The following is a 25,330-nucleotide window of genomic DNA, read 5'->3' as shown; positions in this document are numbered from 1 at the left end:
CCGGCGGCCTCAGGGACGCGTGAGGATCACGAGTTCCCGGGTCGCCCGGGTCATCGCCACATACCGGTCCACCGCCCCCCGGACGCCTTCGCCGAACGTCTCCGGTTCGACGAGCACGACCAGGTCGAACTCCAGGCCCTTCGACAGCTCCGGGGTCAGCGACCGCACCCGGGCCGTCGGCCGGAAGTCCGGGGCGCCGATGACACAGGCGGTCCCGTCCTCGTGCGCGGCGAGCCGGTCGGCGAGGACGGTGTCCAGGTCCTCGGCGCGGCCGTGGGCGACCGGGATGCCGCTGCTGCGGACGGAGACCGGCACATTGGCGTCGGGGAGCGCGGCCCGGACGACCGGTGCCGCCTCCGCCATGATCTCCTCCGGCGTGCGGTAGTTGACGGTCAGCGAGGCCAGGGTGATCCGGTCGAGACCGACCCGCTCAAGCCGCTCCCGCCAGGTCTCGGGGAACCCGTTCCGGGCCTGCGCCCGGTCCCCGACGACGGTGAAGCTGCGGGACGGGCAGCGCCGGATCAGCATCTGCCACTGGGCGTCGGTCAGTTCCTGGGCCTCGTCCACGACGATGTGCGCGAACGGCCCGGCCAGCAGGTCCGGCTCGACCCCGCTCGGCCGGTCGGCGGTGGCCAGGGACTCCCGCAGGTCCTCCCCACGCAGCATCACCAGCGCCCCCTCACCGTCCGCATCGGCGTCGGCCAGCGTCTCGTCGGCGAGCAGACTCTCGACGACCCGGTCCATCTGCTCCCGCTCGGCGGCGGCCGCGGCCTCGTGGCGGCGCCGGCGCCGGGACGCCTCCGGATCGCCGAGCCGCAGCCGTGCCGCGTCCAGGATCGGCAGGTCGGACTCCGTCCAGGCCTGCGCGTCCGCCCGCCGCAGCCGCCGGACCTCCTCGGTGGTCAGCCAGGGGGCGCACCTGCGCAGATACGCGGGTACGGACCAGAGGTCGGCGACCAGGTCGGCCGCCTCGATCAGCGGCCAGGCACGGTCGAAGAGGGCGAACAGCTCCCGGTTCCGCCGCAGCGAGGCGCGCAGTTGCTCCGCCGGGGCGTCGCCGTCGTGCTTGTCCACCAGGATCGTGAGCAGTTCCTCCCAGACCTGCTCGCGCGCCTCGTTGTGCGGCGTGCCCGGATCCGGCGCCCCGAACGCCGAGGCCCAGTCGGCGGCGCTCAGCCAGATGTCCGACCAGTGCGTCTCCACCCGTACGCCCTCGGAGGGCGGCTCCTCGTAGAACCGGACGGCCGGCTCGACCGCCGCCACCAGCTCCGCCGACGCCTTCAGCCGGGCCACCTCCGGATCGGTCTCGGGCTCCGCCGCCGCGCCCTCGGCGACCAGGTCCCGCAGGGTGCACGTCTGCACCCCCTCCTCGCCGAGGCTCGGCAGGACATCGGCGACGTACCCGAGATAGGGCTCGTTGGGCCCGACGAACAGCACGCCGCCGCGGCGGTGGCCCAGGCGCGGGTCGGCGTACAGCAGATAGGCGGAGCGGTGCAGGGCGACGACGGTCTTCCCCGTGCCGGGCCCGCCGTCGACGACGAGCGCGCCCCGGGAGCCCGCCCGGATGACGGCGTCCTGGTCGGCCTGGATGGTGCCCAGCACATCGCGCATCCGGGCCGACCGGGCGGAGCCCAGACTCGCGATGAACGCGGACCGGTCGTCCAGCGCGGCATGCCCGGCGAGCCCCTCCGGCGCGAACACCTCGTCCCAGTAGTCGCCGACCCGGCCGCCGGTCCACCGGTAGCGGCGGCGGCTCACCAGGCCCATCGGGTCGCCGTGGGTGGCGCCGAAGAACGGCTCGGCGGCGGGGGAGCGCCAGTCGACCAGCAGCCGGCGGCCCGTGCTGTCGGTGAGGCCGAGCCGCCCTACGTACAGCGGCCCGGAGCCGTCCGCGGGGACCATGCGCCCGAGACACAGGTCGAGGCCGAACCGGCGCAGGGTGCGCAGCCGGGCGGTCAGCCGGTGGATCTCCACGTCCCGGTCCATCGCGGCCCGGCTCGCCCCGCCGGGCGCCCGGCGCTCGGCCGCGAGCCGGTCGGTCAGCTCGGCGATCGACTGTTCCAGGCAGTGGGCGATGGCCGCGAAGTGCTGCTCGTCCTCGGTGATCAGCGCCGGGTCGGCCTTGGGGGAGAGCCGGTCGGGGAGGTCGAACGCGCTGGTGGTCAGGGGTGTCACGTCGTCAGTTCCGATCTGCGGTGCTTACGGGGCGGTGCCCCGTCCCGGCTACGGCGGACGATTCTGCGGCATTTGGGGGGCCTTGCGGCAAGACCCCCCATGCGCTATAAGTTGAGAGTGGCCAGGAGAGGTTCTTCCTCCGGCCACTTTTTTTGTTTCCCGGTCCCATCCCGCCGCGCCCGGTTCGCCCCCGGGTGAGCCCGCACGCTCTTCGATGAGACGAAGATGTCTCACATGGGTTATGTTCGTCTCATGACACTCGACCGTGAGCAGGTGCTGCGCAGCGCCGCCGCCCTGCTGACCCGTAAATCGACCGCCACCATGGACGAGGTCGCCAAGGCGGCGGGTATCGGCCGGGCCACCCTCCACCGCCACTTCGCCGGGCGCGACGCCCTGGTGAAGGCGCTGGAGAACCTCGGTCTCCAGGAGTTCGAGGCGGCCCTGGACGCCGCCCGGCTCGACGAGGACACCTCGGAGGAGGGGCTGCGGCGACTCATCGCGGCCGTCGAGCCCAGCGCCGGGCTGATGTCCTTCCTCGTCAACGAGAACCAGCTCTTCGAGGGCGACGAGGTCAACGAGGGCTGGAACCGGGCCGACGCCCGCGTCTCCGCCTTCTTCCGCCGCGGCCAGGAACGCGGCGAGTTCCGTATCGACCTCACCCCCGCCTGGCTGACCGAGGCCCTCTACGGCCTCGTCGGCACCGGAGCCTGGTCCATCCAGGCGGGCCGGGTCGCCGCACAGGATTTCCAGTACATGATCGTCGAGCTGCTGCTCGGCGGAGCACGCCGGAGCGTGGAGCAATGATCAGCACCGAGAAGAACCCGGACACCATGGACGCGGTACGCCGTCCAGGGCGGTGGATCGCGCTCGCCGTCCTCGTCCTCGCCGTGCTGCTGGTGGCCGTGGACGCCACCGTCCTCGGTCTCGCCACCCCGTTCCTCAGCGAGGACCTGGAGCCCACCGGGACCCAGCTGCTCTGGATCGGTGACGTCTACTCCTTCGTCATCGCCGGCCTGCTCGTCTCCATGGGCAGCCTCGGCGACCGCATCGGCCGCAAGAAGCTGCTGCTGGTCGGCGCCGTGGCGTTCGGCGCGGTCTCCGTGCTCAACGCGTACGCGACCACGCCCGAGATGATGATCGTGGCCCGGGCGCTCCTCGGTGTCGCGGGCGCCACCCTGATGCCGTCCACGCTCGCCCTGATCCGCAACCTCTTCCACGACCCGCGCGAGCGCAGCCTCGCCATCGGGATCTGGGGCGCCATGGCCTCGGCGGGCGCGGCCGTCGGCCCGGTCGTCGGCGGATTCCTGCTGGAACACTTCTGGTGGGGCTCGGTCTTCCTCATCAACCTGCCCGTGATGGCCGTCCTCGTGGTCGTCGGCATCAAGCTGATCCCCGAGTCCAAGAACCCGGCCCCCGGCCCGTGGGACATGCTCAGCGTCGGGCTCTCCCTGGTCGGCATGATCGGTGTCGTGTACGCCATCAAGGAGACGGCCTCGCACGGAGTGAGCTGGGACTCGGCCGTGGCCGCCGTCGTCGGCGTCGGCGCGCTGACCTGGTTCGTCCGCAGGCAACTGCGGCTGCCCGCACCCCTGCTGGACATGCGGCTCTTCCACCACCGGGGCTTCTCCGGCGCGGTCCTCGCCGACCTGCTGACGATCCTCGGACTGTCGGGCCTGGTCTTCTTCCTCTCCCAGTTCCTGCAACTGGTCCAGGGCCGCGGCCCGCTGGAGGCCGGACTCGCCGAACTGCCCGCCGCGATCGGCGCGGTGACCGCCGGTCTGCTGGCCGGATTCGCGGCCCGCCGCTTCTCGGTCCGCTCCGTCGTCTCGGGCGGCCTGGCCGCGGTCGGTCTCGCCCTGGGCAGTGTGACCCTGCTCGACCAGCACACCGGCTATCCGCTGCTCGGCGCGATGCTGCTGGTCGTCGGCGTCGGCGCGGGCTTCGCCTTCACCGTCACCGCCGACGTGATCCTCTCCAGCGTCCCGAAGGAGCAGGCGGGCTCCGCGTCCGCCGTCTCCGAGACCGCGTACGAACTGGGCGCCGCCCTCGGCATCGCTCTGCTCGGCTCCATCGTCACCGGTGTCTACCGGGGCTTCCCGACCCCGTCCGGCATCCCCGCCGATGTCGAGTCGGCCGCCCACGAGTCGCTGGGCGGTGCGGTCGAATCGGCCGCGGCGCTGCCCGCCGCGCAGGCGGGGCCGCTGGTCTCGGCGGCCCAGGAGGCGTTCGTCGACGGACTGCGGTCGGCCGCGGGCGTCGGCGCGGCGGTCCTGCTGGCGGCGGCCGTCGCCGCCTGGTTCCTGCTGCGGGGCCAGAAGCTGGAGGACGGCATCGAGCACCCGTAAGGGGTGTACGACGAAGGGCCCGCACCCCGAAGTGGGGTGCGGGCCCTTCCCGCGTCGGCGCGGCCTACGAAATCAGGCCGCCTTCGCCTTCGTCGCGTACATGTCCACGTACTCCTGGCCGGACAGCCGCATCACCTCGGCCATCACCGAGTCCGTCACCGCCCGCAGCACATAGCGGTCGCGGTCCATGCCCTCGTAGCGCGAGAACTCCATCGGCTCCCCGAAGCGCACCGTGACCTTGCCCGGCCGGGGCAGACCCGCGCCGCCCGGCTGCAGCTTGTCGGTGCCGATCATCGCGAACGGGATCACCGGCGCACCCGTCATCAGCGTCAGCCGCGCGATGCCCGTACGGCCCCGGTAGAGCCGGCCGTCGGGGGAGCGGGTGCCCTCGGGGTAGATCGCGAAGGCCTGCCCCTCCTCCAGCACCCGGCGGCCCGTCATCAGCGCCGCGACACCGCCCCGGCCACCGTCCCGGTCCACCGGGATCATGCCGCAGCCGGTGAAGAACCAGGCCATCAGCCGGCCCTTGAACCCCTTGCCCGTGACGTACTCGTCCTTGCCGATGTAGAACACCGGCCGATCGACACAGATCGGCATGACCATCGAGTCGATGAACGTCAGGTGGTTGCCCGCGAGGATCACAGGGCCGGTCCCGGGAATGTTCTCGGCGCCCTCCACCTGGGGGCGGAACATCAGGCGCAGAATCGGTCCGAGCACTGCCTTGATGACCGTGAGACGGGACAACGGTTCCTCCGGTGTCGTGGCCGGGCCGGCCGCGCGGGAACGGGTCCCACGGGCGGTGGCCGGTGCCGACGGATGATGGTCGGTGCAGGTGAGGACGATACTCGCGGGTATGCGCTGATCGCACATCGGGTTCACGGAGCGGATACGCGGTGTTGACATGTGTTTCCGCCACGTTGGCCGAAGGTCCGTCCTCTCTTACGTCTCCCAGCCTACGATCGGGCCTCGCTCGACCGGTCCCGGACATCACCAAGCGAGGAGCATTCATGACGGAGCGTGCGCGGAAGACCCCCGGCCGGCGGACCCTTCTGGGCGCCGCGGTCCTCGGCACCGCGGCCCTCGGCCTGCCCGCCGCCGCCCAGGCCGCCGAGCGGGGCCGCGGCCACGGCACGGGCGGCCACGGATCGCTGCGCGATCTGCCCGTACCCACGGTGATCGGCCACCGCGGGGCCAGCGGCTACCGCCCCGAGCACACCCTCGGCTCCTACCAGCTGGCCCTCGACATGGGCGCGCACATCGTCGAGCAGGACCTCGTGCCGACCAAGGACGGCCATCTCGTCTGCCGTCACGAGAACGACATCACCGGCACCACCGACGTCGCCGACCACGCCGAGTTCGCCGGCCGCAAGGCCACCAAGAGCATCGACGGCGTCTCCTACACCGGCTGGTTCACCGAGGACTTCACCCTCGCCGAGCTCAAGACCCTGCGGGCCAAGGAGCGCATCCCGGGCAACCGTCCCGACAACACCCTCTACAACGGCCGGTGGACGGTCCCCACCTTCGAGGAGGTCCTGCGCTGGGCCGAGAAGGAGGGCCGCAAGCGCGGAAAGCCCGTCTGGCTGTACGTCGAGACCAAGCACCCCACCTACTTCCGCAAGCTCGGCCTCGGCCTGGAGGAGCCGCTCGCCCGGCTGCTGCGCCGGTACGGCCGGGACCGGAGGAACTCCGCCCTCATCCTCCAGTCCTTCGAGCCCGGCTCGGTCCAGCGCCTGGCCCGGCTCGTCGACACCCCGCGCATCGTCCTGCTGTCCGGACCCAAGGAGCGCCCCTGGGACTTCGTCGAGTCGGGCGACCCGCGCACGGTCGCCGATCTGGTGAAGCCCGCCGGCCTGAAGTGGATGGCCTCCTTCGCCCAGGGCATCGGCCCCACCCTCGACCTGGTCATCCCCAAGGACGCCTCGGGGCGGCTCACCACCCCGACCACGCTCGTACGGGACGCGCACGCCAAGGGCCTGCTGCTCCACCCGTACACCCTGCGCAACGAGAACAGCTTCCTGCCCGCCGACTTCCGGCGCGGCACCGACCCCAACGCCTACGGGGACGTGTTCGGCGCCTGCGCGGCCTACTTCGCCACCGGCATCGACGGCATCTTCGCCGACCACCCGGACACGGCGCTGCTCGCCGCGGCGGACCACGCGGAACGCTGACGCCGCGGCGCGCCTGCCGTTTACGCGGGGCGCGCCGTCAGCCGTACGCCCCCGCATGCCCCGGTCGGGTGGTGCGGCGCGGCCGGAGCAACCGGCCGCCCCCACCGGCACGTCCGCCGGGGCATGACGCTTCTCGATCATGACCTCGACCCCGCCTCCTCCACCGCCCGCGTCGTCCACGCCCTGCAACCCCTGGTGCGCGCGGAGGCGAGGGCCGAGGCCCCGGCCGCCGGAGTCGAACCCGCCGACCTCGAACAGAGCGTCTGGGTGCGGCTGCTGGAGCGCCCGGCCGCCGCAGGCCCGCCCGCCGACGCCGCCCGCTGGGTCCGCGACACCGTACGGGCCGAGGCCCGCCGCGGCCGGCGCACGGTCCGGCGGGAACGCCCGTACGCCGGAACGGAACCCGTCGCCGGGCCGGCCGGCTGCCCGGAACGCGCCGCGCTCGGGGCCGCCGAACGCCGGGCGCTGCGCTCCGCGATGGCCCGGCTGCCCGGACGCTGCCCCCGGCTGCTGGAGGCGTTACTCGACCCCGGCGACCCGACCTACCGGGAAATCGCAGGGGAGTTGGGTATGTCACAGGGGAGTTTGGGCCCGATCCGTTCCCGTTGCCTTGGATGTCTGCGCAGAATGCTGGCTGCGGAGGTTGTCGCCCCATCCGTGCGGGGATAGGGAGCGGTAGGCAACCGGCGGACAGGTGAGCGGGAGGCGTGCACACATGGGCATGAGCGTGACCATCTCGGCGGCGACGGCACAGGACGTCGAGCAGATCTTCAGACTTCAGTACCTCTGCTTCCAGCGCGAGGCGGAGCTGTACGACAACTACCGGATCGACCCGCTCGTCCAGACCCTCGACTCACTGCGCGCCGAAGTCGCCGACGACCTGGTCTTCGTGGCCCGGCTCGGGGACGAAGTCGTCGGCTCGGTCCGAGGGTTCACCGACCCCGACGGCACGGGCCTGATCGGGAAGCTCTGCGTCCACCCCCGGCTCCAGGGCCACGGCCTCGGCGCCCGGCTGCTGCTGGCCGCCGAATCGGCGCTGACCGCCGAGCGGGCGGCGACCCGCTACCGGCTGCACAGCGGCCACCGCAGCGAGAGCAATCTCCGGCTCTACCGCAAGGCCGGATACGCGCAGGTGGGCGCCGTCACCGGTGCCGACGGCGTACGCCTGATCCTGCTGGAGAAGGACGCCGCCGACCGGGACTTCGTGGCCAGCGCCTGACCGGACGCCGCGCGAGGCCGGGCGGAACGGACCGGGCGGAGCCCCGGGCTCAGACCGCCACCGTCTTCGCGCGGCGCAGCCAGATCATCCCGGTGACCGGCAGGATCACCGGGATGAAGAGGTAGCCCATCCCGAAGTCCGACCACACCGTCGCGTCCGGGAACGTGGCCGGCTCGGCCAGCGTCCACGCGCCGACGACCAGCACGCCCAGCAGCTCCGCCGCGCAGCACACCAGCGCCGCCCTGCGGGCCTTCTCCCCGCCGCGCACCAGCGAGTACGTGATGAAGCCGTACACCACGGCCGCGACCGCCGAGAGCGAGTAGGCGAGCGGAGCGCGGTCGAAGCCCCGGGCCATCTCGACGATCGTCCGCGAGGCCGCCGCGACCGTGAACACCCCGTAGAACCAGACCAGGACCCGGCCGGGCCCCGTGCCCAGTTCGAAGGGCGGCTTCGGGGCCGTGGCCACCTCGGGGCGGTCGGTGTCGCTCACGTCAGTTTCCCCAGATGTCATAGAGCCGGACCTCCAGAACCGCCAGCACGACCGCGCCCGCCGCCACCGTCACCGAGCCCCATCGGGTCCGCTCGGTCAGCGACAGGAAGCCCGCCGCGGGCACCGCGGCGAACGAACCGATCAGATAGGCGATGAACACCGCCATGCCCTGCTCCGGCCGCTCCCCGCGCGCGAGCTGTACGACGCCCACCACCAACTGGGCCAGCGCCAGCACGGAGACGACCGCCATCCCGATGAAATGCCAGTCCTTCGTCGGCTGGTCCCGGTAAGCGGCGTGTCCGCACCAGGCGGCGAGGGCGAGCGCGGTCACGGCGACCGCGACCGTCAGGGCGTCAAGCATGAGTCGAGGGTATTACGGACGGAACGCCCGCCCGCGTGCGGCCCCGGCCACCGCGCGGGCGGCTGTCCCCCCCGGCCGCGCGAGGGTGGCCTTGAACACAACCGGCGGTCAAGGTTCCGCTCCTTGAGGGTCCGGGTGTCATCGGACACACTCCCGCATCATGCCCGTCGTCGCAGGTCACAGCCGTATTCACAAAGCCGGGCGGCCTAACCGGAAGGCAGGCGTCCGGCCATCCACCACTGTCCGCTATGCGGACAGCCGGGATCACGGCGACCTCACGTCTGTTTTACTGGGGCCCATGACCACGACGAGCAGCCGCACCCTTGCGACCGAGGCGATCAGCCCGCCCGGTGCTCGTTGTATGTGTCGAATGCGCGCCTTCTGAGGGCCCCCGCTGAGCCTCGCGCCCCGAAGCGAGACCCGAGCCTGTGCCGTTCGCAGTCCCTGGAACGAGCCCGCCCGCGCATGCGCTGACCCCCGGCCGATCGCCGCCCGAAGCCATGCCGAGACGTAAACCGGCCCACCAGCCCGAACAGTCTCCTCGACGAATGCCCCGTGCCCGGCGGACACCGCGCCGCGCACTCGACAGTGACGGAAACCCCCTGTGATCACCACGACGGGCCTCACGAAGGTCTACCAGTCGCGCGACCGTGAGGTCACCGCACTCGACGGCGTCGACCTGCACGTCCGCGAAGGCGAGGTGTACGGCGTCATCGGACAGAGCGGCGCCGGCAAGTCCTCCCTCATCCGCTGCGTCAACCTCCTGGAACGCCCCACCTCCGGCACCGTGACGGTGGCCGGCCAGGACCTCACCGCCCTCGCCGGCCGCGGCCGGCGGGCGAGCGCCGAGCTGCGCCGGGCGCGCACCCGCATCGGCATGGTCTTCCAGCACTTCAACCTGCTGGACTCCCGCACCGTCCTGGACAACATCGAACTGCCGCTGGAGATCCTCGGCGTCTCCGGCCAGGCTCGCACCCGCAAGGCCAAGGAGCTGCTGGACCTGGTCGGGCTCGCCGACAAGGCGAAGTCCTACCCCGGACAGCTCTCCGGCGGCCAGAAGCAGCGCGTGGGCATCGCCCGCGCCCTCGCGGGCGACCCCCAGGTGCTGCTCTCCGACGAGGCGACCTCCGCGCTCGACCCCGAGACCACCCGCTCCATCCTCCAGCTGCTGCGCGACCTCAACCAGCAGCTCGGCCTCACCGTCCTGCTCATCACCCACGAGATGGACGTCGTCAAGACCATCTGCGACTCCGCGGCGCTCATGCAGCGCGGCAGGATCGTCGAGTCCGGGACCGTCGGTGAACTCCTCGCCACCCCCGGCTCCGAACTGGCCCAGGAGCTGTTCCCGGTCGGCGGCACCGCCTCCGGCCCGGACCGCACGGTCGTCGACGTCACCTTCCAGGGAGAGTCGGCCTCCCAGCCGGTCATCTCCCAGCTCTCGCGGACGTACAACATCGACATCTCGATCCTCGGCGCCGCGATGGACACCGTCGGCGGCAAGCAGATCGGCCGGATGCGCATCGAACTGCCCGGCCGGTTCGAGGAGAACGTCGTCCCCATCGGCTTCCTGCGCGAGCAGGGCCTCCAGGCCGAGGTCGTCGACGGCGAGAGCGCCGCGACCGCCGCCGCCCCCGCCGTACCGGAGCAGACGCCCGCCGCGATCACCAAGGAGGTCGTCAAGTGACCTGGTCCGAAATGCAGCCCCTGCTGACCCAGGGCACCTACGACACCCTCTACATGGTGCTGTGGTCCGCCCTGGTCACCGTCGTCGGCGGACTGCCGCTCGGTGTTCTGCTGGTCCTCACCGACAAGGGCGGACTGCTCCAGAACACCGTGGTGAACAAGGTCATCGGCGTGATCGTGAACATCGGCCGCTCGCTGCCCTTCATCATCCTGCTGATCGCCCTGATCCCCTTCACCACCTGGGTCGTCGGCACCTTCATCGGCCCCACCGCGATGATCGTGCCGCTCGCCGTCGGCGCCATCCCGTTCTTCGCCCGGCTCGTCGAGACGGCGATCCGCGAGGTCGACCACGGGCTCGTCGAAGCGGTCCAGTCGATGGGCGGCTCCATCCCCACGATCGTCCGCAAGGTGCTCCTCCCGCAGGCCCTGCCCTCGCTCGTCTCCGGCGTCACCACCACCCTCATCGTGCTCATCGGCTACTCCGCGATGGCCGGTGCGGTCGGCGGCGAAGGACTCGGCTCCAAGGCCGTCACCTACGGATTCCAGCGCTTCGACAACCAGTTCATGCTGATCACCGTCGCGCTGCTGATCGTCATCGTCACCGTGATCCAGCTGATCGGCGACCTCACCGTCCGGCTGCTGGCCCGCCGAGGCCGCGCCGCCTCCTGAGGACCCCCCAGAACTTTCCGTCCCCACCGAGCCCGAACTCCTTGTCCGGGCGCACCACCACAAGAAAGAGGCACTTTTCGTGCGCAAGAACATCAAGATCACCGCAGCTGCCGCCGCCACCGCCGCCCTCGCCTTCGGCCTCAGCGCCTGCGGTACGTCCTCCGACCCGGCGTCCAAGAGCGAGACCGGCGCGAACGCAGACACCTCCAAGGCCCTCGTCGTCGCCGCGTCCCCGACGCCGCACGCCGACATCCTGAACTTCGTCAAGAAGAACCTGGCGGACAAGGAGGGCCTCAAGCTGGAGGTCAAGGAGTTCACGGACTACGTCCTGCCGAACACCGCGACCCAGAACGGCCAGGTCGACGCCAACTTCTTCCAGCACAAGCCCTACCTGGACGACTTCAACGCCAAGCAGAAGACCACCATCGTGCCGGTGGTCAACGTCCACCTGGAGCCGCTCGGCCTCTACTCCAACAAGGTCAAGGACCTCAAGGACATCAAGGCCGGCCAGACCATAGCCGTCCCCAACGACACCACCAACGGCGGCCGCGCCCTCCAGCTGCTCGCCGAGAACGGCCTCATCACCCTCAAGGACGGCGTCGGCACCAGCGCCAAGCTGAGCGACATCACCGACAAGAAGGGTCTGGAGTTCAAGGAGCTGGAGGCCGCCACCGTGCCCCGCGCCCTGAACGACGTGGACGCCGCCGTCATCAACGGCAACTACGCCATCGAGGCCAAGCTCAAGCCCGGCAAGGACTCCATCGCCCTGGAGAAGGCCGAGGGCAACCCGTACGCCAACTTCCTGGCCGTCAAGGAGGGCAACGAGAAGGACCCGCGCGTCGAGAAGCTCGCGAAGCTCCTCAACTCCGACGAGGTCAAGAAGTTCATCGAGGACACCTACCAGGGCTCGATCGTCCCGGCCTTCGGCGCCCCCGCCAAGTCCTGACCCCAGCCCGGCACTTGCCGACGGAGCCCCGCACCTCCCTGCCCGGAGGTGCGGGGCTCCGTCGTGCCGACCCGCCCATGCACAAGGCGGACCCGATGCTGCATGCTGTGCTTTTACCCGGTCCTCGGCATGGAGCTGCGCATGACTACCACCTTTCCGTCCATCTCCATCAGCACGGACAGGTTGGTGATGCGCCCCTTCGAGATGGCCGACATCCCCGCGTACATCGAGATGATGAACGACGAGGCGGTCGTCGCGTGGATGGACGGACCGAACCCCTATGCCCAGGTCGACGCCGAGCGCTGGGTCCGCAGGATCGCTCCTGCCGAACGGACCGGCGGCCAGGGCATCGCCCTCGCCGTCACCGAGTTCCTCACCCAGCGGCTCGTCGGCAGCGTCCGCCTCCTGAACACCGACTGGCGCACCCGCTCCACCGAGGTCCGCTACGTCACCGCCCCCTGGGCCCGCGGCGAGGGGTACGCCACCGAATCCGTGCTCGCCATAGCCGAATGGCTCTTCCGCGACCAGGGCTTCGAACGCATCGAGCTGCGCACCCCCGCCGACAACACCGCCTCCCAGCAGGTCGCCCAGAAGCTCGGCTGCATCAGCGAGGGCGTCCTGCGCAACGCCCGCATCGCCCGCACCCGGACCGAGAACGGCACCGACGGCGGCTGGACCGACATCCGCACCGACCTGATCGTCTGGGGACTCCTCCCCGAGGACCTCGAAGGGGTCGCCGAACAGCTCGCGGACGCCGGCGGCTACGGCACGTACAACGACTGGAAGTAGAGCCCGAAGACCTGTCGTGGGCCCCCTGCTGGCCCTTGGCCCGGACCAGGTACTCTCACCCCTGCCCGGCACACACGGGTGGACGCCCCACCCCTCCGACACCCCAGGAGACAGACGACGATGGCCGACCGGGTCACGGTGATCGGCTGGGACGGCTCGCCACTGCCCGGAGCGGCCACGGCCGCGCTCTCGGCCGCCACGCTCGTCGCCGGCGCCGCACACCATCTCGCCCTGCCGGAAGTGCCCCCGAACGCCGAACGCATCCGCCTCGGCAGCGTCGACCTCGCCGCCCGCAGGATCGCCGGACACCGCGGCAGCGCCGTGGTCCTCGCCGACGGCGACCCCGGTTTCTTCGGCGTCGTCCGCACCCTGCGCGCCCGCGAACACGGCCTGGAGGTCGAGGTCGTCCCCGCCGTCTCCTCCGTGGCCACCGCCTTCGCCCGGGCCGGCATGCCCTGGGACGACGCCCAGGTCGTCGTCGCCCACCCCCGCACCCTGCGCCGCGCGGTCAACGTCTGCCGGGCCCACCACAAGGTCGCCGTCCTCACCTCACCGGGTGCGGGCCCCGCCGAACTGGCCCTCCTCCTCGACGGCGTCCACCGCACCTTCGTCATCTGCGAGGAGCTGGGCAGCGACCGCGAACGCGTCACCGTCCTCACCTCCGACAAGGCCGCCGACCACACCTGGCGCGACCCCAACGTCGTGATCGTCATCGGCAGCGGACCCGAGACCACCGCGTCCGGCGCCTGGATCGCCGGCCGCCGGCCCGCCTACCCCCAGGGGATACGCGGCTGGGCCCTGCCCGCCCAGGCCTACCGGGCCGCCGGGGCCGAACGCATGCAGGAGTCCGGCGAGGGCGAGTTCCCCGGACTGCGCGCCGCCCAGCTCGCCCGCCTCGGCCCCCGCACCGGCGACCTGCTCTGGGACATCGGCTCCGGCAGCGGCGCCCTCGCCGTCGAGGCGGCCCGCTTCGGCGCGGCGGTCCTCGCCGTGGACGCCGACCCGGCCGCCTGCGCCCGCACCGAGGCCGCCGCCCGCGCCTTCGGCGTCCCCGTCCAGGTCGTCCGCGGCAGCGCCCCGCACATCCTGGAAAGGCTGCCCGAACCCGACGTCGTACGGATCGGCGGCGGGGGAGTCCCGGTGGCCCGGGCCGTCATCGACCGGCGGCCGGAACGCATCGTCACGCACGCGTCCAACCGGGACGAGGCCGAGGCGCTCGGCGCGGCCCTCACCGGCAACGGCTACACCGTCGAATGCTCCCTGCTCCAGTCCGTCGACCTGGACACCGAGGTGTGGACCGAGCGGGAGAGGTCCGTCGTGTTCCTTCTCTCCGCAGGGCGTTCGGACCTCGCCCCCTGATCCGTTACGCCCGGTACGCGAGGTAGGCTGGCCGATTGTTGTACCGCGCCCGGACGTTCGTCGCTTCGTTCGTCAATGTCCGGAAAAGTGGACTGTTTTGGTCCGCTCTGTGGTACGGCACAACCCGGGGGACGCGCAACGTGGCGCAGTCCACAGTGAGCCGTGGCAGAACTGCCTGTCGCGGCGGCGATCGGCCGCGAGAATAGGAAGCCCGCGGGCGTTTCGTGCCGCGCGGCGAGCCCGCTCGTTCTTGATGACGAGCACCGGCGTGCCGTGGTTCGGCGTCCCGGGCGAAGGGCCGAAGGAGCACTGACGATGGGCGAGGGGTACGCATGACTGACACCGGCCAGATCCCGGGCGAGGGACTGCCGGAGAACGCAGGCATGGTGGAGCAGCCGGGCATCCCCGCCCCGGACGCGCACACCTTCCTCGACCCCTCCGAGCACACCCCCGAGGACGACGACCTCCTGCTGATGCCGACCTCCCAGGGCGCCTGGAGCGACCCGCAGGCCGCCCCCGCCCCCGCACAGGGCCAGCCCCTCGCGCAGACCGCGACGGCGCAGCCGCCCGTGGCCGAGCACGGCCCGGCGCAGCCCCAGCCGCAGGTTCCCGCGCAGCAGGTCCAGGCGGCCCCCGCCGTGGAGACGCACAGCACGCACGAGTCCGGTGGCCGCGACTCCGGCTCCGTGGACCTCAACGGCGTACGCATCCCCGCGCCCGCGCCCGCACCCGTGGGCGCGCACGCCGCTCCCGCCGCCGCCCGCCGCCCCCTGCACCGGGGCCCGGCCGCCGCCGACCCTCCGTCGTACGGCGGCGGTACGCAGGGCGGCGTCGTACGCTCCCTGGCCGACCGGGGCCCCGCCGGTGCCACCCGGCCCGCTGCCCCCGCACGCCACGCGGGCCCGCCGACGACCGGCCCCGAGTACTTCGACATCCCGGCCGAGGACCCCTCGACCCTGCCGGGCCCGCAGCTGGGCGAGATCCCGCCGCAGGCCGGCGCCCCGTGGGGGGCACAGCCTGAGCAGCCCGTCGCGGAGCCGGTGGCCGAGCCGGTGGTTGCGGAGCAGACGGCTGTCGAGCCGGTTCAGCAGTCGGAGCAGGTCGCGGTGGAGCCGGAGCAGGCTGTCACGGCCGAGCAGCCGGTGACGGAGCCCGCGGTGGCCGAGCAGGCCGAAGTGGTGGCTGAGGAGCCGGTTCAGGCCGAGCAGCCGGTTCAGCCGGCTCCGCAGGTTCAGCCGGCGGAGCAGGCGCCCGTGCCCGCCCCCGAGGAAGTCCTGGTGGCCCCGATCGCCCCGGCGGTCCCGGCGGCCCCGGTCGAGCAGCTGGACCAGCCGGTGCAGCCCGAGCCGGCCCCGCAGGCCGTCCCGGCAGAAACGGTCGTTCCCGAGCCGGTCGCGGTGGCGATGCCCCCCGCCGGACCGGTCCTCGTCCCGGAGCCCGAGGCGGCCCGGCCGGAGACCCCGGCCGAACCGGCGGAAGCACCCGCACAGGCCGCGCAGGAGACGCCGGAGCCGGTGGAGGCCCAGCAGGTCGTCGCCGTGGCCCCGGAGCCCGAGGCAGAGGCAGTCCCGGTGGAAGGCGGCGCCCCGGAGCCTCAGGCTCCGGTGCAGGACCAGCCCGTCGTCGAGCCGGTGGCACAGCCCGAGCCCGTGGTGCAGCCTGAGCAGGTGGCCCAGCCCGAGCAGGAGCAGCCCGTCGAACCGGCCCCCGAACCGGCCCCGGCCGCAGCAGTGGCCGACAGCCCGGAGGCGGCCGTGGCTCCGGAGCCCGCCGTGGCACAGCCCGACCCGGCGGCCCCGCCGCTCGCCCCCGAGCCCGTACAGCCTGAGCTCGTGCAGCCGGAGCCCGTCGCAGGAGAGCCCGCCGAGCAGCCCGCCGAGGCCGCCGAGCCGGTGACCGAGGGAACGGCCGGAGGGGAGACGCCTGAGCAGGAAGCGGCCCCGGCTCCCGCCCCCGAGCCCACGGTCGAGCCCGCAGTGGCAGCGGCGGAGCCCGAGGCTGCCCACGGGGTCGCGCCCGACGCCGAGGACGGCACCGGCCCCGAGGTCATCGAGACGCCGGAGCTCCTTCCGGAGCCGCAGGCACAGGCCGAAGAGCCGCAGCAGGCAGAGGCCCCGCAGCCCGAGGAACTGCTGGAGCCGGTGCAGGCTGTCGAGACCGCCGAGCAACCGGCCAACACCCCGCCCGCCCCCGGTTACGACGACGCCGAGCGCGAAGCGGTGCTGCGGGTCATGCGTGAACGCCGGGACATCCGCAACGGCTTCCGCAGCGACCCGATTCCCCACGAGGTCCTGCTCCGGGTGCTGGAGGCGGCGCACACCGCGCCGAGCGTCGGCCACTCGCAGCCGTGGGACTTCGTCGTCATCCGCTCGGCGGAGACCCGCCGCTCCATGCACGAACTGGCCCAGAGCCAGCGCGACGCCTACGCCAAGTCGCTGCCCAAGGGCCGGGCGAAGCAGTTCAAGGAACTGAAGATCGAGGCGATCCTCGACACCCCGGTCAACATCGTCGTGACCGCGGACCCGACCCGCGGCGGCCGTCACACCCTGGGCCGGCACACCCAGCCCCAGATGGCCCCCTACTCCTCCGCGTTGGCCGTGGAGAACCTGTGGCTGGCGGCCCGCGCCGAGGGTCTCGGCGTCGGCTGGGTCAGCTTCTTCGACGAGCGGGAGATGGTTCGCGCGCTGGGCCTGCCCGAGCACCTGGAGGTCGTGGCCTACCTCTGCGTCGGTTACGTCGACGAGTTCCCCGAGGAGCCCGAGCTGATGCAGGCGGGCTGGTCCAAGCGCCGCCCGCTGTCCTGGGTCGTCCACGAGGAGACGTACGGCCGTCGCGCGCTGCCCGGCGCCGAGCCGCACGATCTGCTCCAGGAGACGATCTCCGCGATCCGCCCGCTGGACGCGAAGGCGCTCGGCGAGGCGTGGGAACGCCAGAAGCGGATGACGAAGCCCGCAGGGGCGCTCGGCATGCTGGAGATCATCTCCGCGCAGCTGTCCGGGCTCTCCCGGATGTGCCCGCCGCCGATCCCGGAACCCGCGGCCGTCGCGATCTTCGCCGGTGACCACGGGGTGCACGCCCAGGGGGTCACCGCCTGGCCGCAGGAGGTCACCGCCCAGATGGTGGCGAACTTCCTCGGCGGCGGAGCCGTCTGCAACGCCTTCGCGGCCCAGGTCGGCGCGGAGGTCTGCGTCGTGGACGTCGGCGTGGCGACGGACCTGCCCGCGACCCCCGGTCTGCTGCCCCGCAAGGTGCGCCCGGGTACGGCGGACTTCACGACGGGCCCCGCGCTCACCCGCGAAGAGGTCCTCGCCGCGATCGAGGTCGGCATCGAGACGGCCAGGGACCTGGTGGCGGCGGGCAACAAGGCGCTGCTCACCGGCGAGATGGGCATCGCGAACACCACGGCGTCGGCTGCGCTGATCTGCGTCTACACGGGGATCGACGCGGCCGAGGTGACCGGCCGGGGGACCGGGATCAACGACGAGATGCACGCCCGCAAGGTCGACGTCGTACGCCGCGCCCTCGACCTGCACCAGCCGGACCCGGCCGACCCGATCGGCGTGCTCGCGGCGGTGGGCGGCCTGGAACACGCGGCGATGGCGGGCTTCCTCCTCGGCGGAGCCTCCCTGCGTACGCCGGTGATCCTGGACGGCGTGAGCGCGGGCGCCGCCGCCCTGGTCGCCCGCGCCATCGCCCCCGAGGCACTGGCCGCCTGCATCGCGGGCCACCGCAGCGCGGAGCCCGGCCACGTCGCCGCGCTCAACAAACTGGGCCTGCGCCCCCTGGTCGACCTCGACCTCCGCCTGGGCGAGGGCACCGGCGCGCTGCTGGCACTCCCGATCGTGCAGAGCGCGGCGCGGGCGATGCACGAGGTGGCGACGTTCGACTCGGCAGGCGTAACGGAGAAGTAGACCGCCCCACTCCGCCCCGGCCCCACTCCAGCCCCTCCGGCGTTTGAGGAGCGGGGCCCGGGGCGGAGCCCCGGTTTCGGGAAGGGGCGGGGCAGGGGAGTAGGCCCGCCGCAGGCGCCCCCACCTCGCCCCGCCCCCTGCCCCCACCCCGTATCGTGTTCCCACCCGCACCCCACTTCCCGCACGTCACAGCCGCTCCACCGCCGCAGCGGCACGCAACGCAGCACCCGCACGAGGAGCCGTACCGCCATGGCCGAGCACGCAGACCACGCCGACCGCTCAGGTCACGCCGACCACCCCGCGTACCCCGTAGGCCTGCGCCTGCACGGTCGCCGCGTCGTCGTCATCGGCGGCGGACAGGTCGCCCAGCGGAGGCTGCCGCAGCTCATCGCCACCGGTGCCGTCATCACCCTGATCTCCCCCTCCGCCACGCCCTCCGTCGAGGCGATGGCGGACGCCGGGGAGATCCGCTGGGAGCGCCGCCGCTACCAGGACGGCGACCTCGCCGACACCTGGTACGCCCTCGTCGCCTCCTCCGACACCACGGCCAACGACGCCGCCTCCGCCGAGGCCGAGCGCACCCGTACCTGGTGCGTCCGGTCCGACGACGCCGAGGCCGCCACCGCCTGGACCCCGGCCACCGGCCGCATCGAGAACATCACCGTCGCCGTCCTCAACACCACCCCCCGGGGCCGCGACCCCCGGCACTCCGCCGCCCTCCGTGACGTCATCGTCGAAGGCCTGCGCGACGGCAGCATCGCCGCCCCGCACCACCGCACCCGCGCCCCCGGCGTCGCGCTCGTCGGCGGAGGCCCCGGCGACCCGGACCTGATCACCGTCCGGGGCCGCCGCCTCCTCGCCGAGGCCGACGTGGTCATCGCCGACCGCCTCGGCCCCCGCGACCTGCTCGACGAACTGCCGCCGCACGTCGAGGTCATCGACGCCGCGAAGATCCCGTACGGCCGCTTCATGGCCCAGGAGGCGATCAACCAGGCGCTCATCGAGCACGCCAAGGCGGGCAAGTCCGTGGTCCGGCTCAAGGGCGGCGACCCGTTCGTCTTCGGCCGCGGTATGGAGGAGGCCCAGGCGCTGGCCGCCGAGGGCATCCCCTGCACGGTCGTCCCCGGCATCTCCAGCACCATCTCCGTCCCCGGTGCGGCCGGCATCCCGGTCACCCACCGGGGTGTCGCCCATGAGTTCACCGTGGTCAGCGGCCATGTCGCCCCCGAGGACCCGCGCTCCTTGGTCGACTGGGCGGCCATCGCCCGGCTGCGCGGCACCCTGGTCCTCCTCATGGCCGTCGACAAGATCGGCGCCATCGCCGCCGCCCTGATCGCCCACGGCAAGGACCCGGCCACCCCCGTCGCCCTCGTCCAGGAGGGCACCACCGCCGCTCAGCGCCGGGTCGACGCGACCCTCGCGGACGTCGGGGAGCGAGCGGTCGCCGAGGACGTCCGCCCGCCCGCCGTGATCGTCATCGGCGACGTCGTCGCGGTCGGCCCGGACTCCGCGCCCGCCCCCGCCGAGGGCGCGGCCGAGTAGGCGAGAGCCGGCCCCCGCCCCGTAACCCGCGGTTACGCAACTCCCTCCCGGGCGTTGGCACCGCACACCGGACAAGGCAGTATCACCCTGTGGCAGAACTCATCACCGTCGACGACCCCGACGACCCGCGGCTGAGCGACTACATCGGCCTGACCGACGTCGAGCTGCGACGACGGCGCGAACCCGCCGAAGGGCTCTTCATCGCCGAGGGCGAGAAGGTGATCCGCCGCGCCCGGCAGACCGGGTACGAGATGCGGTCCATGCTGCTCTCGGCCAAGTGGGTGGACGTGATGCGGGACGTCATCGACGAGGTCCCGGCCCCGGTGTACGCGGTCGCCCCCGAGCTGGCCGAACGCGTCACCGGCTACCACGTCCACCGCGGCGCGCTCGCCTCCATGCAGCGCAAGCCGCTGCCCGCCGCCGACGAACTGCTCGGCACCGCGCGCCGGGTCGTGGTCATGGAGTCGGTGAACGACCACACCAACATCGGGGCCATCTTCCGCAGCGCGGCGGCCCTGGGCATGGACGCGGTCCTGCTCTCCCCGGACTGCGCCGACCCGCTCTACCGGCGCTCCGTCAAGGTCTCCATGGGCGCGGTCTTCTCCGTCCCCTACGCCCGGCTCGAAGCCTGGCCCAAGTCGCTGGAAACGGTACGGGAGGCCGGCTTCCGGCTCCTCGCCCTCACCCCGGACGCCAAGGCCACCAGCATCGACGAGGCCGCTCCGCACCGGCTGGAACGGGTGGCGCTGATGCTCGGAGCCGAGGGCGACGGACTGTCCACGAGGGCCCTGATGGCCGCGGACGAATGGGTGCGCATCCCGATGGCGCACGGCGTCGACTCACTGAACGTGGGCGCGGCCGCCGCGGTCGCCTTCTACGCGGTGGCCACGGGACGCCCGGAGAACTGAACGAGGACGGCCCCGGGCGGTCCGGGCGTCGGCGTCAGGACGCCGGGACTGCCGGGACTGCCGGGACCGCGGACCCGGCACCGGAGGCGGAACCGAGACCGGCCCCGGAACCGCCCGGCGCCCCATCGGCCTGTGCCTGTACCTGCGACACCCCGCCGCCCGGCCGCTCGCTCCCGCCCAGCCCGCGCGCCGGCCCCTGGCAGCCCTGCGCCGCCGCGATGCCCAGCGCCACCAGCAACGTCACCACGACGAACACCACCAGCCGCTGACGCAGCAGCCGCGGATTGGCCGGACGCCGCCCCGCCGAGGTCGTACGGCCCCCGGAACGCGTGCCCGGGCGTCCGTTCGTCCCGGCCGGAGCCCCCTGCCGCTTCCCGGTCTTCCCACCCGAACGCGTCGTGTTGCGCGACGCCTGCTGCGGGCGCGAGCCACCGGTGCGCGGCGGCCCCGAGCGTACCGGCGCCCCACGCCTGCCCGGCTGGGGGCGGGAGCCGGACGGGCCCTCCGAACGACGGGTGTGCTCATCGGCGTACGGATCGGCCATCCGCCCCGTCGGCCGTTCGGTGTCCGGGGCGGAACGCTGGACGGGCGGCCGGCTCTCGTGCAGCCCCTGCGCCTCGCGCGCCGCGATCTCCTTGAGCCGCATGGACAGTTGCAGCGTGCTCGGCCGCTCCTCAGGATCCTTCGCCAGACAGGCGCTGATCAGGGGGGCCAACGCGTCGTGCACCCCGCGAAGCTGCGCCTCCTCGTGCACCACGCGGTACAGCATCACCTCGGAACTGCCATGCCCGAACGGGGAGTCGGCCATCGCCGCGTACGCCAGGGTCGCGCCGAGCGAGAACACGTCCGTCGCGGGCGTCACCGCCGCGCCCCGGACCTGCTCGGGCGCGAGGAACCCCGGCGACCCCACCGCCGTACCGACATGGGTGAGCGTGCTCGCCCCGGTCGACCAGGCGATACCGAAGTCGATGATGCGGGGGCCCTTGGGGGAGAGGAGGATGTTCGACGGCTTCAGGTCCCGGTGGACCACCCCCGCCTCGTGCACCGCCACCAGGCCCTCGGAGAGCGCCGCCCCGATCGAGGCGACCTCCGCGGCGGCCAGCGGCCCTTCCTCGGCGACCTTGTCGTGCAGCGAGGGGCCGGGCACGTACTGCGTGGCGAACCACGGGCGGTCCGCCTCCAGATCCGCGGCGACCAGCCGGGCCGTACAGCCGCCGCGGATGCGCCGGGCCGCCGACACCTCGCGCGCGAACCGCGAACGGAACTCCTGATCCTCCGCCAGGTCGGGCCGGATCACCTTGAGGGCGACCCGCTGGCCGCGCCGGTCGGAGCCGAGGTAGACGACGCCCATGCCGCCCGCGCCGAGCCGCCGGTGCAGCCGGAACGAGCCGACGAGACGCGGGTCCTCGCGCCGGAGCCGCATCATCGCCATCGTCTGCCCATCCCCGCTGCCTGGTCCGCCTGACGAGGCACAGCTTACGTACCCCGCGCCCGGCGCGCTCAGAGGCCGCGCCCTCGCCGGGGTTTCGATTGTCCGTGCCGGGCGGGAGAGGTGAAGAGGGGTCAGTGCGCAGGGGATCCGGGCCCTTCGGCCGGCCGGTCGCCCCAAACGGCCACCGGGGCAGGGGGATTGGATCACCGAGGGAACGCCGGGGCGCGTCCGCCACCCAGGACGTGACCACCGCCCCCGTGTACGGGGTGGCGGTGTCCCCGGTGGTCCCCGAGGCGGTCGGGCCGCCCACCGGGGAGCGGCGGACGTGAGTGAAGTCACCCGCCGGCGCCCTTCCGCGCCCCCGGGCCGCACCGGCCGTGCACGCGGCGGGCCCCGGAGCCCCTCCGGGATGACCCCAACCTCCGGGGGTCCGTCTCCACCCAGGGGAGTACGCCGATCGACGACCCCTCATCCTCCGGGAGGCCCGCCATTCGGTACGCGGGCATGACGCCCTGTGCCCGCCGCTTACCTAATGTTGAGATCAAGCGGCGGGCGAAGCACTCGTCCCCCGAGGTCACGCCCGCCGCTTCCCGATCAGGTCAGGAGAGGAACCATGGCGGACACGGCAACGCGGACGGTGGTCCGTATGCGGGGACGCAAGGCGTACGCCTCGTTCGGCGCCCGTCAGTCCGGCACCCGTCACCCGTTGGTGGCGACGGCGATGGTCCTTCCCCTGGCGGCCCTGCTGGTGGTCGTCTTCGGCGGCTGGGAAGCGGTGGTCACACAAGCGTCGTCCGTGGCGGTGATGCTGGGGCGCTGAGCGGCGCCCGGGGTCCGGAAGAGCGGTCCGGACCCACACATCCGGCCAACAGCCCCGTGGGGACGGGGGTGCGGCGGACGGCAGCGTTTGTCCGGTCAGCTGGGGAGCTGACCGGGCATCGCGCTGTCCGGGCCGGGGTGCTTTCCGGCCGACCGGGCCGGGGTGCCTTCTTGCTGTCCGGGCCGGGGCGCTTTCCGGCCGTCCGGGCCAAAGTGCCTTCCGGCTGACCGGGGCCGGACGCTCCCTGGCCGTCCAGGCCTGGACGCTTCCCGGCTGACCGGGCCCAGGCGCTTCCCGGCTGACCGGGCCCAGGCGCTTCCCGACAGGCGGACGGGGCGACGGGCCGACCCCGCGCACCGCCGTGGCTCGGCCCGTCTCGCGCGTTACGCTCACGGCGGGCCCGGTGCCACGGCCGGGCCGACCGCCGCCGGGGGAGCCGTTGACCACCACCCAGACCTCAGTAGTCCATGACCTGGGCACGCTCGCGCACCGCCTCTCCCACCCCGCCCGGACGCCCTGCGTGTGCGAGCCGCCGCAGGTTCTCGCGGACCGGCCCGACGGCACGGTGGTGCGCAGCGGCGCGATCGTCGCGAAGGCCCACGCCGCGGACACCGACCGCGAGGCGCTGGCCGCCCGGATCGCCCTGGCCGCCGCCCCGCAGCTGGCCGGCATCCTGCTCCCGCCGCTCCCCGCCCCGGCGCCCGCCGCGCCCACCGCCCGCCCGGTCACCCTCTGGCCGCTCGGCGCGCCCGTGGACCCCACCGACCCCGGCGCGGCCCCCTGGGCCGAGGCCGCCGACCTGCTCGCCCGCCTCCACCGGACGAAGCCCCCGTTCCCGCTGCCGCCGATGCGCGGCCCGGCCAAGGCGGCCCGGGCCGTCGCCCGGATGCGCGCGGCCCTCCGCGCCGACGCGACCGCCGTCTCCTGCGGGACCCGCGACGCGGCCACCCTGCCCGGCGACGCGACCGCCCCGCCCCGTGACCCGGCCGGCCTTTCCGTGCTGGCCGGCTGGCGTGCTCTGCCCGCCTGGGCGCGGGGCGAGGTCCCGGCCCCCGTGCGGAGGGGCAGCTCCCTGTGCCATGGGGACCTGCACCTCGGTCAGCTCGTCCGCCACCCCGCCCCCGACGGGCCCTGGCTGCTCATCGACATGGACGACGCGGGGGTGGGCGAGCCCGCCTGGGACCTAGGCCGGCCCGCCGCCTGGTACGCGGCCGGACTCCTGGCCCCCGAGGACTGGTCCACCTTCCTGGACGCCTACCGCTCCGCCGGGGGACCGGCCGTTCCCGCCGACGGCGACCCCTGGCCCGCACTGGACGTCCCCGCCCGCGCGCTCACGGTGCAGACGGCGGCCGTCGCCCTCGCCAAGTGCGCCGCGGAGCAACGGGATCCGGACGAGCACGAACAGCTGATGATCGAATCCTGTGCCCGAATCGCTACGTTGCCGCCCGAGTTGGCCACCGGTCCCGCGTCGTAGGGTGAACGGACCGTGGCCGGGCAGACATTCCGGCGACGGCACAACGAGGGCGAGGAGCCGAGTCGATGATGCAGTGTCCGAAGTGTCACGCGCAGATGAACACGTACAACCGCAACGGTGTTCAGATCGAGCAGTGCAACGGTTGCCGGGGGATATTCCTCGACTACGGCGAGCTGGAGTCCCTGACCCGCCTGGAGTCCCAGTGGGCCCAGCAGGCTCCGCCCGCGCCCCCCGCCCCGCAGCAGGCCTACCCGGCCGCACCTCCCGCCGCCCACGCCCCGGCCTGGGGTGCGCCGCAGCACGGCGGGCACGGTGGTCACTACGGCCACCACCGCCAGAAGGGCTTCGGCCGGATGCTCTTCTCGTCCTGAGCCGTTCCGAGCCGCTTCCCGCGTGGCCCGGGCCACGCGGGGCGGTACGGACGGATGGACCGTACGACGAAAGAACCCCCGGTCGTGGAGACGACCGGGGGTTCTTGCTGGTGCGCGATACTGGGATTGAACCAGTGACCTCTTCCGTGTCAGGGAAGCGCTCTCCCGCTGAGCTAATCGCGCAGGTGAACCTGCGTTTACTGCCCGTGTACTGCGTGCGCGATACTGGGATTGAACCAGTGACCTCTTCCGTGTCAGGGAAGCGCTCTCCCGCTGAGCTAATCGCGCGGGGATCCTTACGGACCGGTGATCCTTGCGGATCAGTGGACGATACTGGGATTGAACCAGTGACCTCTTCCGTGTCAGGGAAGCGCTCTCCCGCTGAGCTAATCGTCCTTGGAGGTGGAGACGGGATTTGAACCCGTGTAGACGGCTTTGCAGGCCGTTGCCTCGCCTCTCGGCCACTCCACCAGGGATGGGAGCTCGGGAAGAATCCCCCACCTTCTGCGAGCGGACGACCAGGTTCGAACTGGCGACCTCAACCTTGGCAAGGTTGCGCTCTACCAACTGAGCTACGTCCGCTTGTCTTTCCCGTTCCGCTTGCGCGTCCCGGCGACGTGTTGAACTCTAGCGGATTCCTGGGCCAGTACAAAAACGCGTTTGTGCAG

At 72.8% G+C, this 25,330-nt stretch carries 21 protein-coding genes and 5 tRNA genes; 16 read left to right on the top strand and 10 right to left on the bottom strand.

Annotation, left to right across the window (positions count from 1 at the left end):
* Positions 1–9 precede the first annotated feature (9 nt).
* Positions 10–2,175 (bottom strand): RNA polymerase recycling motor ATPase HelR, encoded by a 2,166-nt coding sequence (gene helR / locus IE134_RS18250; RefSeq protein WP_189431078.1) that lies wholly within the window; start codon positions 2,173–2,175, stop codon positions 10–12.
* A gap of 252 nt (positions 2,176–2,427) precedes the next feature.
* Here helR and IE134_RS18245 point away from each other — a divergent pair, with 252 nt between their 5' ends.
* Together IE134_RS18245 and IE134_RS18240 are read left to right on the top strand one after the other, a co-directional pair.
* Positions 2,428–2,979, top strand: a complete 552-nt coding sequence (locus IE134_RS18245; RefSeq protein WP_030712430.1) for a TetR/AcrR family transcriptional regulator — start codon at positions 2,428–2,430, stop codon at positions 2,977–2,979.
* Positions 2,976–4,520, top strand: a complete 1,545-nt coding sequence (locus tag IE134_RS18240) for an MFS transporter (protein WP_030712433.1) — start codon at positions 2,976–2,978, stop codon at positions 4,518–4,520. Before IE134_RS18245 ends, IE134_RS18240 begins: the two co-directional genes overlap by 4 nt.
* Positions 4,521–4,592: 72 nt before the next feature.
* Here the strand turns inward: IE134_RS18240 and IE134_RS18235 are convergent, their stop codons facing one another.
* Entirely contained in the window at positions 4,593–5,264 is a 672-nt protein-coding gene (locus tag IE134_RS18235) for a lysophospholipid acyltransferase family protein (protein ID WP_030712436.1), read from the bottom strand.
* Positions 5,265–5,527: 263 nt separating this feature from the next.
* On the opposite strand from IE134_RS18235, the gene IE134_RS18230 reads away from it, so the two are divergent.
* From IE134_RS18230 to IE134_RS18220, 3 genes are all read left to right on the top strand, one after another.
* A complete protein-coding gene (locus IE134_RS18230) occupies positions 5,528–6,688 on the top strand; it encodes a glycerophosphodiester phosphodiesterase (RefSeq protein ID WP_189431076.1) in 1,161 nt (386 codons plus the stop codon).
* 123 nt (positions 6,689–6,811) lie between these two features.
* Positions 6,812–7,357 carry a sigma-70 family RNA polymerase sigma factor gene (locus tag IE134_RS18225; RefSeq protein ID WP_030712441.1) on the top strand — a complete coding sequence of 182 codons (546 nt, stop codon included), beginning with the start codon at positions 6,812–6,814 and terminating at the stop codon, positions 7,355–7,357.
* A 46-nt stretch (positions 7,358–7,403) separates the two neighbouring features.
* Complete coding sequence (locus tag IE134_RS18220; protein ID WP_098020541.1) at positions 7,404–7,907, top strand: GNAT family N-acetyltransferase; 504 nt, start codon at positions 7,404–7,406, stop codon at positions 7,905–7,907.
* A gap of 49 nt (positions 7,908–7,956) precedes the next feature.
* Here the strand turns inward: IE134_RS18220 and IE134_RS18215 are convergent, their stop codons facing one another.
* Together IE134_RS18215 and IE134_RS18210 are read right to left on the bottom strand one after the other, a co-directional pair.
* On the bottom strand, positions 7,957–8,397 hold the full coding sequence (locus IE134_RS18215; protein ID WP_189431074.1) for a hypothetical protein: 441 nt from the start codon (positions 8,395–8,397) through the stop codon (positions 7,957–7,959).
* Between the two features lies 1 nt (position 8,398).
* The gene (locus IE134_RS18210) at positions 8,399–8,758 is read right to left on the bottom strand and encodes a hypothetical protein (protein WP_003970287.1); all 360 of its coding nucleotides are present in this window, start codon (positions 8,756–8,758) and stop codon (positions 8,399–8,401) included.
* A gap of 604 nt (positions 8,759–9,362) precedes the next feature.
* On the opposite strand from IE134_RS18210, the gene IE134_RS18205 reads away from it, so the two are divergent.
* The 8 genes from IE134_RS18205 (at position 9,363) to IE134_RS18170 (ending at position 20,565) form a co-directional block, all read left to right on the top strand.
* Positions 9,363–10,442, top strand: a complete 1,080-nt coding sequence (locus tag IE134_RS18205; RefSeq protein WP_030712451.1) for a methionine ABC transporter ATP-binding protein — start codon at positions 9,363–9,365, stop codon at positions 10,440–10,442.
* Positions 10,439–11,110, top strand: a complete 672-nt coding sequence (locus tag IE134_RS18200; RefSeq protein WP_189431072.1) for a methionine ABC transporter permease — start codon at positions 10,439–10,441, stop codon at positions 11,108–11,110. The genes IE134_RS18205 and IE134_RS18200 overlap by 4 nt, the downstream gene beginning before the upstream one ends.
* Before the next feature lie 79 nt (positions 11,111–11,189).
* Complete coding sequence (locus tag IE134_RS18195; RefSeq protein ID WP_030712456.1) at positions 11,190–12,056, top strand: MetQ/NlpA family ABC transporter substrate-binding protein; 867 nt, start codon at positions 11,190–11,192, stop codon at positions 12,054–12,056.
* Between the two features lie 102 nt (positions 12,057–12,158).
* Positions 12,159–12,845, top strand: a complete 687-nt coding sequence (locus tag IE134_RS18190) for a GNAT family N-acetyltransferase (protein WP_030712457.1) — start codon at positions 12,159–12,161, stop codon at positions 12,843–12,845.
* A gap of 120 nt (positions 12,846–12,965) precedes the next feature.
* The gene (cbiE, locus tag IE134_RS18185) at positions 12,966–14,204 is read left to right on the top strand and encodes a precorrin-6y C5,15-methyltransferase (decarboxylating) subunit CbiE (protein ID WP_098896139.1); all 1,239 of its coding nucleotides are present in this window, start codon (positions 12,966–12,968) and stop codon (positions 14,202–14,204) included.
* 332 nt (positions 14,205–14,536) lie between these two features.
* Positions 14,537–18,115, top strand: a complete 3,579-nt coding sequence (gene cobT / locus IE134_RS18180; RefSeq protein ID WP_189431070.1) for a nicotinate-nucleotide--dimethylbenzimidazole phosphoribosyltransferase — start codon at positions 14,537–14,539, stop codon at positions 18,113–18,115.
* 249 nt (positions 18,116–18,364) lie between these two features.
* Entirely contained in the window at positions 18,365–19,657 is a 1,293-nt protein-coding gene (cobA, locus tag IE134_RS18175) for a uroporphyrinogen-III C-methyltransferase (protein WP_189431068.1), read from the top strand.
* 89 nt (positions 19,658–19,746) lie between these two features.
* Complete coding sequence (locus IE134_RS18170) at positions 19,747–20,565, top strand: TrmH family RNA methyltransferase (RefSeq protein WP_030712466.1); 819 nt, start codon at positions 19,747–19,749, stop codon at positions 20,563–20,565.
* 34 nt (positions 20,566–20,599) lie between these two features.
* Here IE134_RS18170 and IE134_RS18165 read toward each other — a convergent pair whose 3' ends face one another.
* A complete protein-coding gene (locus IE134_RS18165) occupies positions 20,600–21,997 on the bottom strand; it encodes a serine/threonine-protein kinase (protein ID WP_189431066.1) in 1,398 nt (465 codons plus the stop codon).
* Positions 21,998–22,610: 613 nt separating this feature from the next.
* Between IE134_RS18165 and IE134_RS18160 the strand changes: the two genes are divergently transcribed.
* The 3 genes from IE134_RS18160 (at position 22,611) to IE134_RS18150 (ending at position 24,662) form a co-directional block, all read left to right on the top strand.
* Positions 22,611–22,817, top strand: coding sequence for a hypothetical protein (locus IE134_RS18160; protein ID WP_189431062.1), 207 nt, complete (start codon positions 22,611–22,613; stop codon positions 22,815–22,817).
* A 439-nt stretch (positions 22,818–23,256) separates the two neighbouring features.
* On the top strand, positions 23,257–24,291 hold the full coding sequence (locus IE134_RS18155) for a phosphotransferase (protein WP_189431059.1): 1,035 nt from the start codon (positions 23,257–23,259) through the stop codon (positions 24,289–24,291).
* A gap of 65 nt (positions 24,292–24,356) precedes the next feature.
* A complete protein-coding gene (locus IE134_RS18150) occupies positions 24,357–24,662 on the top strand; it encodes a TFIIB-type zinc ribbon-containing protein (RefSeq protein ID WP_030712473.1) in 306 nt (101 codons plus the stop codon).
* A 108-nt stretch (positions 24,663–24,770) separates the two neighbouring features.
* On the opposite strand, the gene IE134_RS18145 is transcribed toward IE134_RS18150, so the two are convergent.
* The 5 genes from IE134_RS18145 to IE134_RS18125 form a co-directional block, all read right to left on the bottom strand.
* Positions 24,771–24,845: transfer RNA gene (locus IE134_RS18145), tRNA-Val, on the bottom strand.
* 33 nt (positions 24,846–24,878) lie between these two features.
* Positions 24,879–24,950: transfer RNA gene (locus IE134_RS18140), tRNA-Val, on the bottom strand.
* Between the two features lie 36 nt (positions 24,951–24,986).
* Positions 24,987–25,058: transfer RNA gene (locus tag IE134_RS18135), tRNA-Val, on the bottom strand.
* Between the two features lies 1 nt (position 25,059).
* Positions 25,060–25,133, bottom strand: a tRNA-Cys gene (locus tag IE134_RS18130).
* A 38-nt stretch (positions 25,134–25,171) separates the two neighbouring features.
* A tRNA-Gly gene (locus IE134_RS18125) sits at positions 25,172–25,244 on the bottom strand.
* Between the last annotated feature and the right edge of the window lie 86 nt (positions 25,245–25,330).

Source organism: Streptomyces rubiginosohelvolus (genome assembly GCF_014649875.1).
Classification (GTDB): Bacteria; Actinomycetota; Actinomycetes; order Streptomycetales; family Streptomycetaceae; genus Streptomyces; species Streptomyces rubiginosohelvolus.
The sequence above is the reverse complement of the archived record's forward strand: the minus strand, read 5'-3'. Positions and strand labels throughout refer to the sequence as shown.

Excerpts from the sequence above, each read along its gene's own strand:
- IE134_RS18245 (WP_030712430.1), top strand. The coding sequence starts at position 2,428 with ATGACACTCGACCGTGAGCAGGTGCTGCGCAGCGCCGCCGCCCTGCTG.
- IE134_RS18240 (WP_030712433.1), top strand. The coding sequence starts at position 2,976 with ATGATCAGCACCGAGAAGAACCCGGACACCATGGACGCGGTACGCCGT.
- IE134_RS18230 (WP_189431076.1), top strand. The coding sequence starts at position 5,528 with ATGACGGAGCGTGCGCGGAAGACCCCCGGCCGGCGGACCCTTCTGGGC.
- IE134_RS18225 (WP_030712441.1), top strand. The coding sequence starts at position 6,812 with ATGACGCTTCTCGATCATGACCTCGACCCCGCCTCCTCCACCGCCCGC.
- IE134_RS18220 (WP_098020541.1), top strand. The coding sequence starts at position 7,404 with ATGGGCATGAGCGTGACCATCTCGGCGGCGACGGCACAGGACGTCGAG.
- IE134_RS18210 (WP_003970287.1), bottom strand. The coding sequence starts at position 8,758 with ATGCTTGACGCCCTGACGGTCGCGGTCGCCGTGACCGCGCTCGCCCTC.
- IE134_RS18190 (WP_030712457.1), top strand. The coding sequence starts at position 12,159 with ATGCTGTGCTTTTACCCGGTCCTCGGCATGGAGCTGCGCATGACTACC.
- cbiE (WP_098896139.1), top strand. The coding sequence starts at position 12,966 with ATGGCCGACCGGGTCACGGTGATCGGCTGGGACGGCTCGCCACTGCCC.
- cobT (WP_189431070.1), top strand. The coding sequence starts at position 14,537 with ATGACTGACACCGGCCAGATCCCGGGCGAGGGACTGCCGGAGAACGCA.
- cobA (WP_189431068.1), top strand. The coding sequence starts at position 18,365 with ATGGCCGAGCACGCAGACCACGCCGACCGCTCAGGTCACGCCGACCAC.
- IE134_RS18165 (WP_189431066.1), bottom strand. The coding sequence starts at position 21,997 with ATGGCGATGATGCGGCTCCGGCGCGAGGACCCGCGTCTCGTCGGCTCG.
- IE134_RS18160 (WP_189431062.1), top strand. The coding sequence starts at position 22,611 with ATGGCGGACACGGCAACGCGGACGGTGGTCCGTATGCGGGGACGCAAG.
- IE134_RS18150 (WP_030712473.1), top strand. The coding sequence starts at position 24,357 with ATGATGCAGTGTCCGAAGTGTCACGCGCAGATGAACACGTACAACCGC.